The organism is Brakhagea baltica (genome assembly GCF_052161605.1).
Classification (GTDB): domain Bacteria; phylum Planctomycetota; class Planctomycetia; order Pirellulales; family Pirellulaceae; genus JBKCUI01.
Map to the genome: position 1 here is coordinate 3,618,917 of NZ_CP197409.1, position 15,598 is coordinate 3,634,514.

Genomic DNA, 15,598 nt, shown 5'->3' on the forward strand with positions numbered 1-15,598 from the left:
GAGTTTCCGTTTAGCTATACGCCACATACACGCCATTTATACGCCGATCCGCAGGTGTTTTTGTTTTGATCAAATATTGAGTTGGTTGTACAACATGATTAACGTTTCTGTTTCCAAGAGAGAGCACCATGCGAGATCATCCGGATAGAATAACAATCGACAAATGCATAGATGGTTGGTTATACCGAATCTATTCGCGAAACTTGAATTTGGGCGTCTACCGAGAGCACGACAAGGGCTTCGTTGGGATACGACAGAAGTTTGGACATCGATTCCTATTTGCGGAATATCATTGGGATACTGGCGAACCATTCGGAACAGCAAATCCTCTCGAGGCAATCTGTGAGTGTCCCATCAAAGACTTGCGTGAATATCTAACCAGCGATCCAACGAATAAGACACTTGAGAACAACCAAGTCTTGTTCGATTGGATCGAGCAAAAGGGACGCGAGCTGGGCATCACTCCCGAAAGTTGTTAGCAAAGCCAAAGACTAAATTGAATGTTTTCTTTGATGATGAACGAGTAACCACCCGTGTTTCGAGCTTTCGATGCACGGGTTCGTTTTTTGGGTAAACTAGTCCACTTCATGTGAAGGAGAAGCGATGGATCAAGAACGAGCGAGCAAACTCTCCAAACCAACTTTCTCAAGCGAACTGTTCGCCCAGTGGCAGCATGCTTGCCGCGGTCAATATGCGGCCGAGGACATGTCGAATCCCGTATGGGAGTGGCTGTTCCGAGGGCGAGTGGATCCTTATCACGCTAATCGTCTTTTCAAGACGGGGGAGGACTTTCCTAGCCAACCACGATGGGCTGGCTGTCGCATGGGCCAGTCCCAAACGCAGCTTTCGGATGGCCGAACGATCTGGATTGCCGGCGAGCATGAAGATTACTACGATCCGGACTTTTACATATACAACGATGTCATCATCGAGCATCCTGACGGACGCGTTGAGATTCGAGGCTATCCTGCCGAAGTTTTCCCACCCACCGACTTTCATACAGCCACTGCGATGGAAGGCGAACGTTCCATTCTTATCGTTGGCAGCATAGGTTACTCAAAATCACGGGATAAGCTCCGCACCCCGGTGTATCGACTGAGCACAACGGATTATCAGATCACTCCAGTGGAAACGACCGGCACTCCTCCGGGTTGGATCCACAAGCACACAGCGGAGCGAAGCGTTGATGGCAAGCGACTCGTGATTCGTGGCGGCAAGATCTTGCGCGGTAATGGATTCCTCGAGAGCATTGACGACTGGTCACTGTGCCTTGAGCAATTCGTGTGGACACGTTTAACCGATCGCCGTTGGCCTACGTTTCAAGTGCGTCGGGAGGACGGTAAGCGACTGCATCTTTATGAATACAGTTGCCATGCTTTCGAATTAGAGCATCCCCAGTTTAGAACCGATTCCGCTAAGCGGATTGAGCAAGAGATCGGAGCGGCCCCGGCACTGGACGTTTACAAGTCACTTTTTGTGCCAGCCATAGAGCATACAGTGCAGTCTGCCCGAGACGACTCAGAAGACGACTCAGAAGACGACTCAGAAGACAACGATTGGCGCACGACTCGCGTGATAATCGACGGCGTCCTCGTCCGTTTTTTTGACGATTCGGATAACATCACCATTGTAGCCGAAGGCGTTTTGGAGCCGACCAAGCTAACATCGCTGATCGAGGAACTGGTCAGCAAACTCGCATTGGTCGAAAACTGCAAGTGCACCCATTCCCGCATCCGCTGATTCGGACGTGCGTAGCACAGTTGACCTTGGGCTCTACCGGAAAACGTCATTTGCACCAGAGTGAATTAATTTGCATCCTCAAAGACGGTCGATCCATTAATGCAAACATCTTTTATGCATGAATGTGACGCTATCTTTCTGCACGTTGATACTAAGAATCCGTATTCCACAGCAGTTGCTGAGATGTATGCCGTAAAGGGTTTGTATTCAGGTAGATGTCCCTCAACGAATACGGAGAGTTCCCCCGTACTTAGCATGAGATCGAGCTCCTTAGTGCCATAGATCGGACACGCAAGTCGAGCTTCAAGCGAAAGGGCAAGAAACTCGCGAGCAAAGACTTTGACCGCATCCGAATCAGGCGAAGGTACGAAATGAAAGTCCACAATATAAAACTTGTCAGCCTCAAGTCTTTGATTCCTACGCGTTGCACGCAAGGATTCAAGTGCAGACCTTAAAGGATCACGGTTCGCCATAGGTTTGTCGATTAACGTTGTCAGGTTCCTGCCATTCGAAAAGGTAGCCTGTCTTACCTTCGCTGACATGAATGGTATCCCGCTGAGGTTTTGGTCGGCGATCCCCTTTGGTTTCTGTGAATTGTGTGTGCCGGGTCAAACCTAGGAGTGACTCAATACTACCTGCGACACGCATGATTTGGTACAGTTCTAACTGTTCCGTGGTCGTCTCTGAGGTAACAAATTGAGAAAGATATGTGTGCGACTTGGGCGTGACGCCACTGCGGCGACAAACAATATACGCCACCGATTCCGCCTCAAGTTCACGCTGTTCATGTGAAATTGTTGTGCGATCAGGTGCATGCAGCTTGGGATCTTGTCCGAGATGTCCCAGCAGCAAATGGGCAAGCTCGTGAACCAATGTTACGAAACGCGTAGGGGTGTCGTGGTTCTCATTGATGCTGATTCGATACTGACTTGGTATATCTTTCCCATCCCCACTCGACACCAGAACGATTTCACCAGCAAAGCCATCTCCAGCGTCCATCCATTTCCAGGCGATATGGCGACGTTCTAATATCCGCTGAAATCTCTTGATATCTTGATCGACGATTGTACCGTTAGCATAGAAGGCAATGGCATCCTCTGGTAAAGGCTTCCCCTCGGTATCTTGAACATCGTAGACCATAGCGACTGGTCCAAAGGGCCAGAGGATAATAAGGGGTCGAGCATTCTCTTTGATTTGTCGTTCGAACAGATTCTCCCAGTCCAATGCGGAAGCAACGAACGTGACGCCTGGTTTCTGGATCTTCAGCAGCATAGCGTTAAAGGGAGCGACATTACGGAGCTTAATCGCAAAGTCCAGTAGATCCTTGAAGTCTTGGCTACATCTGTAAAGTTTGGAATCCGCGAGAAGCTGATCAACCAGGGAAAACGCGGACGGCATCTTTTTTCGTTCGCCAGCATCGAAAAGCGGAGCTTGGTGGAAAGACATAAAAAACCTCTCGGGACCTAGGTCGAATAAAGCCCTGTAACATCGTCCCTGACACCAACCCAACACTTCGAGACAGCGACGTTTTCGCTGTAGTTCTCTATTCTGATTCCTTGTTGGCCTCCATCCCAATAGATAGTCCGTCATTTTAGCGGAAACTCATAGATTTTTGTGAGTATTAACCAGCCTCCTCTGGCGACAAATCCATGCTGCCCCCGTTTGTTTTTAGGATTCTCCGTCAGGCCATTCGCAACAACAGGCATTAACTGGATATGAGCGTCACGTAATTACGATCAACCAATTCCAATGCAAGCTCGCAGTCAGGTCTGGTAACTGTGGCTGCCTTTTGACAATCACATGTCCCTTGCTATTCTACTCGCCCCTCAGATATCGACGCCTGGTCAGGTAACTCCCTACTCTTTGAAGTACCTTTCTGGGTTCAGCTAGTTAGACTTTTATGTTCCGCATGACGATTAGGACGGACCGCAGCAAAATTTACGAACCGCAACACAGCGGTTGCATTTTTTGGTAACCTTTGCGTAATTATTCCGGGATGGTCCATCGTTTTGAGGGCGTACAGCCAAATGACATCGCTACGCACAGAGTTTGTACTGGTAAAAAAAGCGGCCGAACTGCTGGGCGTATGTCCCAACACCGTACGGTCCTGGGGGGCCGAAGGCAAGCTTACCGAACATAGGCATCCAATCAACGGCTATCGAATGTACAAGCGGGAGGACATCGATCGACTTCTGGAGCAGTTGCGAACGCCCGTTAAGCTTCATCACCCTAAGTAGCTTAGAGTCAGCCTGTATTTCAACTGAATAGCGCGCGAGATTTATCAATGGACGTATTCAACCTTCGACAAACCGTTATCCACGACTACGCAGAGTATGTGCGCAGCTTCGTACAGATTCGCCATCCGGACATCAAGAGCTTCGTGGATCAAGGTCTGTCCGATCAGGCGCTCTGGCCTCAGCCACTAATTCAGATGAATCCCAGCTTCGCTTCCGGTGGAGCAGTTGACGATCTGGTGAACAAAGGCGAGTTACACGAAGTCTGTCGCCAGATATTCCGCATCAAAACCGCAGACGACTTGTCGGGTAAGCCAATGTTGCTCCACAGGCATCAATACGATGCAATCCAGTGTGCTAGTCAGAAAGACAACTATGTACTAACCACGGGTACTGGCTCGGGTAAGAGTCTCTCCTACATTGTTCCGATTGTGGACCACGTCTTGCGTAATGGTAGTCGACGTGGAATTCAGGCCATCGTCGTCTATCCCATGAATGCCTTGTGCAATAGTCAGTACGGAGAGTTAGAAAAGTTTCTTAAACTCGGGTTTGCCGACGGCAAAGAGCCTGTTCGCTTTGGTAAGTACACTGGACAGGAATCGATAGAGGTCAGGGATGAAATGTGCCATAACCCTCCTGATATTTTGCTGACCAACTATGTGATGCTCGAGCTTCTTTTAACACGCCCCTACGAACGCAATCTTATCACGGGCGCGAGGAACCTCGCATTCCTAGTCCTGGACGAGCTTCATACCTACAGAGGACGTCAGGGAAGCGACGTGGCCATGCTGGTACGCCGAGTCAGAGAAGCGAGTCGATCGACCAAACTCCTTTGTGTAGGTACTTCCGCGACCATGGCAAGCGGCGGAACCTTTCAACAGCAACACGCTACCATTGCGGGTGTCGCATCTAAACTTTTCGGCTCACAAGTTAAGCCCGAGAACATTATTGGTGAGACCTTAACCCGCGCAACGCCAGAACTCGACTTCAGCAATTCTGTCAACAAAATCGGTCTCAAAAGCGACATTACCCGTGAGGAGATTCCAAACAACTACGCGAGTTTTACCGCAACAGTCATGGCAAGCTGGCTAGAAAGCACTTTTGGTGTTAAATACGATGCCGATTCTCAACGACTCGTGAGAGCGGTACCGCGAAACATTGAGGGCGAAGGAGGAGTCGCTCGCGAACTGCAAGCATTAACAGATTCGGATGAAGCTTATTGCAAGGCCGCAATCGAACGCTGGCTGCTGGCCGGCTATGCCTGCGAAGCAAATCCTGCTACCAAACAAAAACCATTCGCCTTTCGGTTGCATCAGTTCATCAGCCGTGGCGATACGGTTTACGCCTCTCTGGAAGACTTTCCAAATAAGCACTTGTCGATGTCAGGACAACTCTATGTCCCAGGCAGTGACAAATCCAAGATACTTTTGCCACTGTGCTTCTGCCGCGAATGTGGTGCTGAATATTATTCCGTTTGGAAGATGCCGGGGAGTGCAGGACAAACCTATCTAACGCCCCGCGACATGACTTTTCAGGGAGAAGAGCCGGAAGATGGCGAGGCTGGATTCCTTTATCGAGACCCATCCAATCCGTTCCCCGACATCAACGATCCTGAATTGACCTCGCGCGTTCCCGACGATTGGTTGGAAGATAATCGTGGACAACAGAGGGTACGTTCTAGCTTCAGAGAATATCTCCCACGACCAGTACCAATAAATCCAGATGGTTACGTATCGACTGAGGGAGTTCGCTATGAATTCATTCCAGCTCCTTTCCGTTTCTGCCTGAACTGCGGCGTGACCTACCGCGTGCGGAGAGGCTCACGCGATTTTGCCCAATTGGCCACGCTTGCAAGTGGCGGGCGAAGCACCGCAACGACAATTCTAAGCATCTCCAACGTTCGGTTCTTACAGAAAGAGGAGTCCATTCAGGATATCGCCAAGAAATTATTGAGCTTTACCGACAATCGGCAGGACGCGTCACTTCAGGCGGGTCACTTCAATGATTTCGTAGAAGTGAGTCTTATTCGCTCTGGACTCTACAAAGCGATTGAGAATGCTGGTCCTGAGGGAATCTACCACGACGAACTTACACAAAAGGTTTTCCGGTCACTTGCATTCCCCATTGAATTATACGCTCGCGAACCTGGTGTTCAGTTTGCACAGCAACAGGACACCGATCGAGCATTCAGGAATGTTCTTGGTTACCGGATCTATCGCGACCAACGAAGAGGCTGGCGGCTTACATCACCAAATCTTGAACAGTGCGGCTTGCTCAAGATTGAATATCCGTCTTTGGATCAGTTAGCGGCCGAAGAGTCATTTTGGAATGGAACGCACCTGGCACTCACTAGCGCATCTCCTCAAACTCGATTTTCCATATCTAAAGTATTGCTCGATTACATGCGTCGTGAACTCGCAATAAACGTCGATTTCTTGACGTCAGAATTCTTTGAGCGTGTACAGCAGCAAAGCTCGCAGAGTCTCCGAGAGCCCTGGGCTATTGACGAAAATGAGCGAATGGAAACCGCCTCGGTTCTCTTTCCTCGTAGCCGTAGCCCTCACGATCGCATGTACTACAGCTACCTGTCCGGGCGAAGCGGCTTCGGAATGTTTCTAGGGCGATCGTCAACCTTCCCTGAATATGACAGGACTGTGAATCCACTCAAATTAACTGACAAAGAATCAATAATTCGCGACTTGCTTCGAGTTCTAGCCAGAGCTGGTTTCGTCTCGGAGGTGGTTCCTCCCAGCAATGATGACGAAATTCCTGGTTATCAAATCGCTGCGTCCTCAATGAAATGGACAGTCTCTGACGGAGCGATTGCCTTTCATGATCCTATTCGAGTTCCGAATCCCCCACGGGATGGGGCTCGAACAAACAAGTTTTTTGTTGACTTCTACAAGACCGTTGCGAACGATCTACGTGGCCTGGAAGCCCGCGAGCACACGGCTCAGGTCCCTTATGAACTCCGTGAGCAGCGTGAGAAGGACTTTGGGAATGCCCGTCTCAAAGTGCTCTATTGCTCTCCGACGATGGAACTCGGTGTCGACATCAGACAGTTGAATGTCGTGAATATGCGAAATGTTCCGCCGACTCCTGCTAATTACGCTCAGCGAAGCGGACGCGCCGGCAGAAGTGGACAACCAGCATTAGTCCTAACGTACTGCACGAGCGGTAGCTCTCACGACCAGTACTTCTTCCGACAGCCCAAACGCATGGTAGTAGGCTCCGTCAGCCCACCTCAACTCGATCTCGCCAATGAAGACCTAATCCGGGCGCACGTTCAGGCCATTTGGCTTGCAGAGACTAACGAGTCTTTAGGGAATTCGTTAACCGACATTCTCGATGTTGAGGGTGTTAAACCTACTCTCGAGTTATTGCCAAGCAAAAGGGCCGGCCTCAGCAAAGCAGACGCTAGAACCCGTGCTCTTAACGCTGCAAGGGCGGTGCTCGAAACCATTCGTTCCGAGCTTACCAAAGATAAAGCACCGTGGTTCGCCGAAAATTGGCTCGAAATTGTCATAAACCAGACATTGCTCACATTCGAGCAAGCTTGTGGACGGTGGAAAGATCTTTTCTGGGCCGCTAAAAAGCAGCAGGAGTACCATAACGCGATCATCAATGATGTGGCTCGCCGTGCCCAACATGACGAATCGAAGCGACTTAGACGCGAAGCAGAATCACAAATCGAATTGCTGACTGATTCGCGGAATGTTGCTCAGTCCGATTTTTACAGCTACCGCTATTTTGCGAGCGAAGGCTTTTTACCTGGCTACAATTTCCCGCGATTGCCTCTTTCCGCATTTATCGGAGCAAGACGTAGGGGGCGTGGACAGGACGAATACCTCTCTCGCCCAAGGTTTCTGGCGATTTCGGAGTTTGGTCCCCGAAGCATCATCTATCACGAGGGCTCGCGATACATCGTTAATCGCGTGATCCTACCAGTCGGCGATGGAGATAACGCTGTTACAACGTCAGCCCTTATTTGTGTCGATTGTGGCTACATGCATGAAGGCCAGTCAGCAACTCAGGGGCCAGACCTGTGCGATAATTGCAATGGAGCACGGCTCTCTCCAATTGGATCGATGCTGAGATTACAGAACGTAGCAACGAAACGACGCGATCGCATCAGCAGCGATGAGGAGGAACGCCTACGTTTGGGTTATGAGCTCGCAACAGGGCTTAGATATAAGGAAGTCGGCGGACGTAGAATATGCCAGGTTGCTCAGGTGCAAGTGGATGGAGATACGCAATTCACTTTGTGCTACGGCGATGCAGCCACTATTTGGCGGATCAATCTCGGATGGCGAAGACGTGCAAACAGGGAACAGCGTGGTTTCATCCTGGACGTCGAACGCGGTTACTGGCAGAGCAGAAACCAACTAGAAGAGGATGACGATCCCGATGATCCAATGAGTCCACGCACCCAGCGTGTGGTGCCGTTTGTCGAAGACAGACGCAATTGTATGGTAATCGAACCTCGAATTGACTTAGACGAGATTCAATTAGCATCTTTTCAAGCGATCATCAAGAAATCCATTCAGGGTCTCTACCAACTGGAAGATAACGAACTCGCGAGTGAACCCCTCCCTTCCAGCGAAAATCGCCAACGCATTCTGCTGTATGAGTCCGCCGAAGGTGGAGCAGGAGTTCTTCGAAGACTGCTGGAGAATGACAAGTCATTTGCCGATCTAGCCACCGAAGCACTTCGTTTGTGCCACTACGATCCTGACGATGGCACCGACCGCAAACGTGCCGAGGGTGCAGCGGAAGACTGCGAGGCGGCGTGCTACGATTGCCTCTTGTCATACTCAAATCAGCGAGAGCACAGTTTGCTCGCGAGAGACTCCATTCGCGACTTGCTTCTTGAGCTGAAACGAAGCGTCGTTCAATCATCACCGACAGAAGACAGCTTCGCTGTTCATTTGGACAAGCTAAAAGCAAAGTGCGATTCGAAGCTTGAAAAAAATTGGCTCGATTTCCTGGTTGCCAATGGTCTGAACTTACCAACGAGTGCGCAGAGGTATTTTGAGCCAGCGCAGACGCGGCCGGATTTTCAGTTTGAGCATCACAAAGTCATGGTATATGTAGATGGGCCGGTTCACGATTTCCCTGATCGGCAACTACGTGATAGTGAAAAGACCACTCTGCTGGATGACATGGACTACACCGTCCTTCGATTCCATCATCAGGATGATTGGCTGTCGGTAACAGCCAAGTTCCCCCACGTTTTTGGCACTGGAAAGTCGATCGCAAAAGCAACAGAGATCGTCACTCCCGCCAATGGTGCCGTTGAGGCCCTTGATCTCGATCTTTTCTCCGATGAGTGGCGAGGGGTCCTTGGCACTCTAGCTCAGCGTGCCGACCTTGCTATCGAACCTGGTTCCGATGTGCAGAAAGAAGGTCGAGTGATCGGCGCATACGTCGCGTCAATTGAGAGAAACGGGAAGACCATCTATGTCGTCGATGCATCAGACGCATCGAATAGTAACGTGTCTACCCAACTTCAGTCTGAGAGCCTGTCCGCGCTAGCTATCGATCCAGCCGACTCCGACGCAGTAAAACGGATTCTCGCCGCGTTGGAGGTCACATGAGTACAGTTGCTGTATCTGACACATTTCAGAAAGCGATCGAAAGATTCTCCTCAAAGGATCAAAGCAAGATTCTCAAGTTCTTGTTCAAATTCCTTGAGAATCCAGCCAGCCCAGGCCTGAATTTGGAGTCGGTCAATCATGCAGTTGATCCGGGCATGAAGTCCGCCCGAATCGATCGAGGCATTCGAGCAATCGTTCACCAAGCCGGCAAAGACTTTACGCTTCTCCACGTAGACTCACACGATGACGCCTATAAATGGGCTGCCAAGCGTCGAATCGAAAATCATCCCGTCACCGGTGCATTGCAATTGGTGGAGGCTGCCGAGTCCGTTGAGCCAGCGATACAAGCTGTGGCTACCGTCTCTCCAGCGGAGACAACGCAAGCGCCGAAGCGAATTTTCGCAAGTTTCGATGACGCCTACTTACTTAGCCTCGGAGTACCGCAAGACTGGCTTCTTCCGATCCGCCAGATCGAGAACGACGATCAATTACTTTTAGCAGCAAGTCGACTACCGGGCGAAGTTGGTGACTCACTTTTGGCTCTCGCTTCAGGTGAAATCGTTACGCCTCCTGCGCCCAGCTCTCCGCCAACGAACGAGACTAGCAAACGAACCACCAGGTCAAGTGTTGCAACATCGCGTTTTTGGGTTGTCGAGAGTGCCGCTGAGTTAATGGAGATTCTCTCTAAACCAATCGAAGACTGGATTCGATTCCTTCATCCAACGCAGCGAAAACTGGTCCAAGCGAAGTTTGCTGGGCCTTCAAAAGTCTCTGGCGCAGCCGGAACAGGTAAGACGGTTGTAGGACTGCATCGAGCGCATCGTTTGGCTGGCGAAGGCAAACGTGTGCTGATGACTTCCTATGTAAAAACACTCTGCCAGAACAATGCTCGCCACCTCGCAATCCTCCAATCCGGCTCGGTAAGCACCGACGCCAAAGAAGCCTATGTAGCTGGACTCGCAAGAGTTCAGGTTCAAGGTCTGAAGTCTTGCGACTCCAGCTACAACCATAGGCCACTTCCCACTCCCCACTCCCATTTCCCCATCACATGCAATACCGTCCATGCCGAGGCACTCCACTTAGCGAAAAAGATAGACCCTAGAATCAAGCCCATATCACCCGACAAAATTGCTCCCCTCATATCTCGTTTCCACTCGCGCGGAGACGCAGGAATATCAATCGGCTTCTTGGAAACAGAGTGGCATGGAGTGATTGAACCACAGGGAATCTTTTCCTGGGAAGAATATCGTGGAGCGACACGGTATGGACGCGGAAAACCCTTAACCGTCAAACAACGAAAATCTTGCTGGCAAGTTTTTGAAGCTGTTCGTGATGCAATGGCCAGTGCTGGTCAAGTCACATGGGCAGGCATCTGCAAAGTTGCTCGCGAAGGTCTCGACTCAGGCAAGATCGATAGTCCCTACGATGCTGTAATCGTTGATGAAGTTCAAGATCTTCAAGTCCAAGAGATCCTATTCCTAAAAGCGTTAGCCAAAGACAACGTGGGCGAGCTAATGCTACTTGGCGATGCCGGCCAGCGAATCTATCCCGGTGGCTTCAGCTTGAAGAAACTTGGCATCAACACCGTTGGCCGATCCCATATTCTTCGCATTAACTACCGCACGACCGAACAGATTCGAAAGTTCTCGGATGCGATCCTTCCAGACTCCTCCGAGGACTTCAATGAGGGAGCAGAGAAACGCAACTCGGTAAGCCTATTACACGGACCTACGCCAGAGCTTCGGGCGTTCGATGGCGCAGACACTCAAGTCCAATTCGTAGTCGAACAAATAAGAAGCCTCGCAGCCGAGAAGATCGCACCACACGAAATCGCGATCTTTGCACGCACCTCTAACCATCTGAAGCCCTACGAATCGGCGCTACAAGCAGCAGGGATCTCGACCGTCCCGCTGGATTCAGATGATACGGATGAATCGATCGACGGCGTCAACCTCGGAACAATGCACCGTGCAAAAGGTCTCGAGTTCAAAGTCGTCTTTGTCGTTGATGCCAGCGATACCGTCATTCCCAACCAATTCGTGATGGGAAAGATGCGCGATCAAGGCGATTATGACGACGCATTCCAGCGCGAACGCCAACTGCTCTATGTCGCCATGACTCGCGCTCGAGACGAGTTGTTTATAACTTACGTTGGCAAGCCATCGCAGTTTCTGGCGAAGCACGATTCAACGTAGCTGGACTCGCAAGAGTTCAGGCCTATTCACCTACCCGATTACACCACAATCACTGACGTCTTGGGACTTCAGCTACAAGATCAAATGAAATCAACATACACACCAGGAACACTAGTAAGATCGCGAAGCCGTGAGTGGGTCGTCCTACCCGAATCAGAGGACGACTTTTTGATCGTTCGTCCGCTCGGGGGCACCGACAACGAAATCGCTGGGATCGATACGCGTCTCGAAGCAGTCGAACCTGCTACGTTCGCTTTGCCTGATCCCACCCAGCTAGGCGACCATCGATCGTGTCGCATCCTTCGCGATGCGATCCGGTTGGGCTTTCGCTCCTCAGCCGGCCCATTCCGGTCGCTAGGGAAAATCGCTGTACAGCCACGCGCCTATCAGTACGTCCCACTGTTAATGGCCCTACGTCAAGAGACTGTTCGACTGCTGATCGCCGATGACGTCGGTATCGGCAAGACGGTCGAAGCACTCATGATTGCCAAGGAACTCCTCGAGCGCGGCGAAGTCCACCGCATGGCCGTTCTTTGCCCGCCACACCTGGCGGAGCAGTGGAAGACAGAGCTGTTCGAAAAATTTCATATCAATGCCGAGCTAATTTTGGCAAGTACCGCCCGTCGGCTCGACAAATACTGTGGCAATCGGTCGGTCTTCGATGTCTTCCCATTCGTCGTGGTCTCGCTCGACTATATCAAATCCGAAAATCGTCGCGACGAGTTCATTCGATCCTGTCCAGAACTTGTGATCGTCGACGAAGCACACACTTGCACCGCACTAGGTGTGCAAGGTAACAAGGGAACTAGACAGCAACGCCACGAAGTCATTCGCAAACTCGCGGCCAATCCGGATCGACACATGCTGTTCGTTACTGCCACACCGCACTCAGGTAACGAGCAAGGCTTCCGTTCACTTCTTCAGTTGTTGAACGCCGACTTCGAGCATCTACCAGACGATCTATCCGGGGATGCCAACCGCAAGAATCGTGAAACCCTTGCCAAGCACTTTGTTCAGCGGCGTCGTAAAGACATCGAGACATACTTGGCCAATGATGCGGCTTTCCCAACGAGGATGGAGAAGGAAGAAACCTATAAACTTGAAAAGTCCGAGTATCGACAGCTTTTCGAACGCTTGCTTGATTACGCACGTGGCGTCGTCAAAGGCTCGGAAGGCATGTCCCGCGTACGCCAACGAGTTCGCTGGTGGGCGGCTTTGGCGCTACTTCGTGCATTGGCCAGCAGCCCTGCAGCAGCCGCTGCCACACTCCGCAGCAAACTGCAATCGATCACGGCCGACACACCCGAGGAAGTCGATCTAGTCTCTCGACCGCTGGTCCTCGACGAAGACACGGACGAAGCCATGGATTCCCCGGACGTTACAGCCGGAGCGGATATCTCTGATCTACAGGCAACCGAATCAGAGCAGGACTACGAACGCCGTCGGCTTCTCGATATGGCTAATGCGGCTGACAAGCTGCAAGGTGATGGAGATCCCAAACTCAAAAAGATCGTGCCCATCATCAAAGATCTTTTGAATGAGAGCCATCGGCCGATTCTCTTCTGTCGCTTTATCGCGACAGCAGAGTACTTGGCGGACCAGCTCCGAACTCGTCTTCCCAAGGACACGACCGTAATTTCCGTTACTGGTTTGATTCCGCCGGATGAACGTGAGAAGCGTATCGCCGAAGGCAATGATGCACCCAAGGCCGTTCTCGTCTGCACTGATTGCTTGAGCGAGGGGATCAACCTTCAACACCAATTCTCAGCGGTCATACATTACGACCTCTCGTGGAACCCGACTCGGCATGAACAGCGCGAAGGTCGTGTTGACAGATTCGGTCAGCCGAAGTCTGAAGTCAAAGTGCTCACCTACTATGGTACCGACAATCAGATCGATGGAGTCGTACTAAAGGTGCTGATCAACAAGCACAAAAAGATCCGGGCTGCGACAGGCGTGTCGGTGCCAGTCCCTGCCACCAGCAACACGGTGTTGGAAGCTCTTTACGAAGGTCTCCTACTGCGAGATCGCAATCCAGAGCAGCTACTCCTCGAGTTCGAAGAAGATCAAAACGAAAAGGCTGCCGACTTCAACGCGGAATGGCAAAACGCAGCAGACCGTGAAAAGAAGAGTCGTTCTCTCTTCGCGCAGCATTCCATCAAACCCGATGAAGTCGCCAGTGAAGTATCGGCAGCATTGGAAGCCATCGGCTCGAATTCCGACTTGCAGAACTTCGTATCTGAATCGGTTCGATCTCTCGGCGGAACCTGTACTGAGCAAAATCAACGCTTCAGTATTGACCTAACCGAGACGCCTCGGCCGATTCGTGAGAGTATCAGTAGCTGGAGTCACAAGACTTCAGCCAACACGAATTTCCGAATCAATGCTCGATTCCACCCTGTAGTCAACACAGACGAAGAGTATCTCTCTCGGACACATCCTGTAGTCGAATCACTCACTAGTTACGTCATGGACTCTGCCCTTGATTCGACTGCGGGAATGCAATCCGTGGCTCGCCGCTGTGGAGCGATCCGAACTAATGCGGTCACAGTTCGCACGACGTTGCTTCTCCTCCGGCTCCGATACCACATCCTCGTCTACAGCAGTAGCTGGACTCTCAAGAGTTCAGACCTCGACGAACCAACCCCACTTCTGGCTGAAGACAGCCTAGTAGTCGGCTTTGAAAGTGCTCCGTCCAACGCTCGCTGGTTGCCTGTAGAGCAAGCTGAAAAGTTGCTCACGGCCCCTCCGATCAGCAACATCACACCAGACATAGCACGCGAGTCTCTTGAGAAAATCTTGCGAGAGTTCGATGTCTTGCAGCCGCAACTGAACGCGATCGCAGAGACACATGGCAAGCGACTCCTCGACTCACACCAACGAGTCCGAACCGCCAGCAAACGCCGTCACATTCGCTACGCCATTGAACCTCAACTGCCACCCGATGTGTTAGGCGTTTATTTATACTTGCCCCATTCCCAGTAGCTGGAGTCGCAAGACTTCAGCCCCCAAACCAATATCCAAAAATCAACATATCATCCCCTGATCTCTTGCGAGGCCAGCTACATGACAACACTTAACAATCGAAATGCTTATCTCAAGCGACTGCCTCGCTCCGAATACCAAGGCGAGGCGGTCGTCCATTGGTCATTGACCATTGAAGGCCGAAGAGCAGGCTGGCTTACGCCAATCTTCTTCTATAAGTACCGCGAGCTCCTAGCCCATACGACTTTTCGCTATGGCTTCAGTTGTCCGATATTCTGTTGCATGCCCGACCATGTGCATATGCTTTGGATGGGCCTTATTCCCTCATGCGATCAATTGACCGCCATAAAATTCTTTCGAACCCGTGTTAATGAAGTGCTCCGAAAGATTGGGTACGAACTGCAACTACAAGGATTTGACCACGTACTCAAGGATCATGAGTTAGAGGAAACCGCCTTCGAAGGGGTATTTGAGTACATAGCACGAAACCCCGAAAGAAAGCAATTAGTACAGGAGGATCATTACGCAAAGTACCCATATACAAGCTGCATTGTCCCAGGCTATCCAGAGCTCACACTTTTCTCGCCAGACTTTTGGGATCGCCTAGATCGAATTCACTCTCGACTAAGGGCGACGCAAATGTTTCGCCTCCAAGGCAATAATCAAATAGTTGGCACCAAGGAAGACGAATTATCGCCATCGATAAAACCAAAATAGTGATAATGATCAAAAGAGTAGAAACCCTCTGAACTCTTGCGAGTCCAGCTACTTTACCCCGTAGCTGAAGTCACAAGAATTCAGCAGCCTGAAAAAACAATCACGCAACCCAGCTAACGATACATAGTCC

Annotated in this window: 9 protein-coding genes; 7 read left to right on the forward strand and 2 right to left on the reverse strand. The window is 50.9% G+C overall.

Annotated elements, in window-relative coordinates:
- Nucleotides 1–128: 128 nt before the first annotated feature.
- Both SH449x_RS13835 and SH449x_RS13840 read left to right on the forward strand, forming a co-directional pair.
- A complete protein-coding gene (locus tag SH449x_RS13835; protein WP_482376654.1) occupies nt 129–479 on the forward strand; it encodes a hypothetical protein in 351 nt (116 codons plus the stop codon).
- A 124-nt stretch (nt 480–603) separates the two neighbouring features.
- Nucleotides 604–1,740: a hypothetical protein gene (locus SH449x_RS13840; RefSeq protein ID WP_482376655.1), complete on the forward strand. Its 1,137-nt coding sequence runs from the start codon at nt 604–606 to the stop codon at nt 1,738–1,740.
- 65 nt (nt 1,741–1,805) lie between these two features.
- On the opposite strand, the gene SH449x_RS13845 is transcribed toward SH449x_RS13840, so the two are convergent.
- Nucleotides 1,806–2,213 carry a hypothetical protein gene (locus tag SH449x_RS13845; RefSeq protein ID WP_482376656.1) on the reverse strand — a complete coding sequence of 136 codons (408 nt, stop codon included), beginning with the start codon at nt 2,211–2,213 and terminating at the stop codon, nt 1,806–1,808.
- Complete coding sequence (locus SH449x_RS13850) at nt 2,200–3,186, reverse strand: ImmA/IrrE family metallo-endopeptidase (RefSeq protein ID WP_482376657.1); 987 nt, start codon at nt 3,184–3,186, stop codon at nt 2,200–2,202. Before SH449x_RS13850 ends, SH449x_RS13845 begins: the two co-directional genes overlap by 14 nt.
- Before the next feature lie 581 nt (nt 3,187–3,767).
- Here SH449x_RS13850 and SH449x_RS13855 point away from each other — a divergent pair.
- From SH449x_RS13855 to SH449x_RS13875, 5 genes are all read left to right on the forward strand, one after another.
- Nucleotides 3,768–3,977 (forward strand): helix-turn-helix domain-containing protein, encoded by a 210-nt coding sequence (locus SH449x_RS13855; protein ID WP_482376658.1) that lies wholly within the window; start codon nt 3,768–3,770, stop codon nt 3,975–3,977.
- Nucleotides 3,978–4,024: 47 nt separating this feature from the next.
- Nucleotides 4,025–9,571 (forward strand): DEAD/DEAH box helicase, encoded by a 5,547-nt coding sequence (locus SH449x_RS13860; RefSeq protein WP_482376659.1) that lies wholly within the window; start codon nt 4,025–4,027, stop codon nt 9,569–9,571.
- Nucleotides 9,568–11,766, forward strand: coding sequence for a 3'-5' exonuclease (locus SH449x_RS13865; RefSeq protein ID WP_482376660.1), 2,199 nt, complete (start codon nt 9,568–9,570; stop codon nt 11,764–11,766). The genes SH449x_RS13860 and SH449x_RS13865 overlap by 4 nt, the downstream gene beginning before the upstream one ends.
- Before the next feature lie 84 nt (nt 11,767–11,850).
- Nucleotides 11,851–14,751, forward strand: coding sequence for a helicase-related protein (locus tag SH449x_RS13870; RefSeq protein ID WP_482376661.1), 2,901 nt, complete (start codon nt 11,851–11,853; stop codon nt 14,749–14,751).
- A gap of 81 nt (nt 14,752–14,832) precedes the next feature.
- Entirely contained in the window at nt 14,833–15,468 is a 636-nt protein-coding gene (locus tag SH449x_RS13875; protein ID WP_482376662.1) for a transposase, read from the forward strand.
- The last annotated feature ends 130 nt before the right edge of the window (nt 15,469–15,598 follow it).

Bases quoted from the DNA above. Each gene is read 5' to 3' on its own strand.
- SH449x_RS13870 (WP_482376661.1), top strand. From the start codon at position 11,851: ATGAAATCAACATACACACCAGGAACACTAGTAAGATCGCGAAGCCGT.
- SH449x_RS13835 (WP_482376654.1), top strand. From the start codon at position 129: ATGCGAGATCATCCGGATAGAATAACAATCGACAAATGCATAGATGGT.
- SH449x_RS13875 (WP_482376662.1), top strand. From the start codon at position 14,833: ATGACAACACTTAACAATCGAAATGCTTATCTCAAGCGACTGCCTCGC.
- SH449x_RS13845 (WP_482376656.1), bottom strand. From the start codon at position 2,213: ATGGCGAACCGTGATCCTTTAAGGTCTGCACTTGAATCCTTGCGTGCA.
- SH449x_RS13860 (WP_482376659.1), top strand. From the start codon at position 4,025: ATGGACGTATTCAACCTTCGACAAACCGTTATCCACGACTACGCAGAG.
- SH449x_RS13840 (WP_482376655.1), top strand. From the start codon at position 604: ATGGATCAAGAACGAGCGAGCAAACTCTCCAAACCAACTTTCTCAAGC.
- SH449x_RS13855 (WP_482376658.1), top strand. From the start codon at position 3,768: ATGACATCGCTACGCACAGAGTTTGTACTGGTAAAAAAAGCGGCCGAA.
- SH449x_RS13850 (WP_482376657.1), bottom strand. From the start codon at position 3,186: ATGTCTTTCCACCAAGCTCCGCTTTTCGATGCTGGCGAACGAAAAAAG.
- SH449x_RS13865 (WP_482376660.1), top strand. From the start codon at position 9,568: ATGAGTACAGTTGCTGTATCTGACACATTTCAGAAAGCGATCGAAAGA.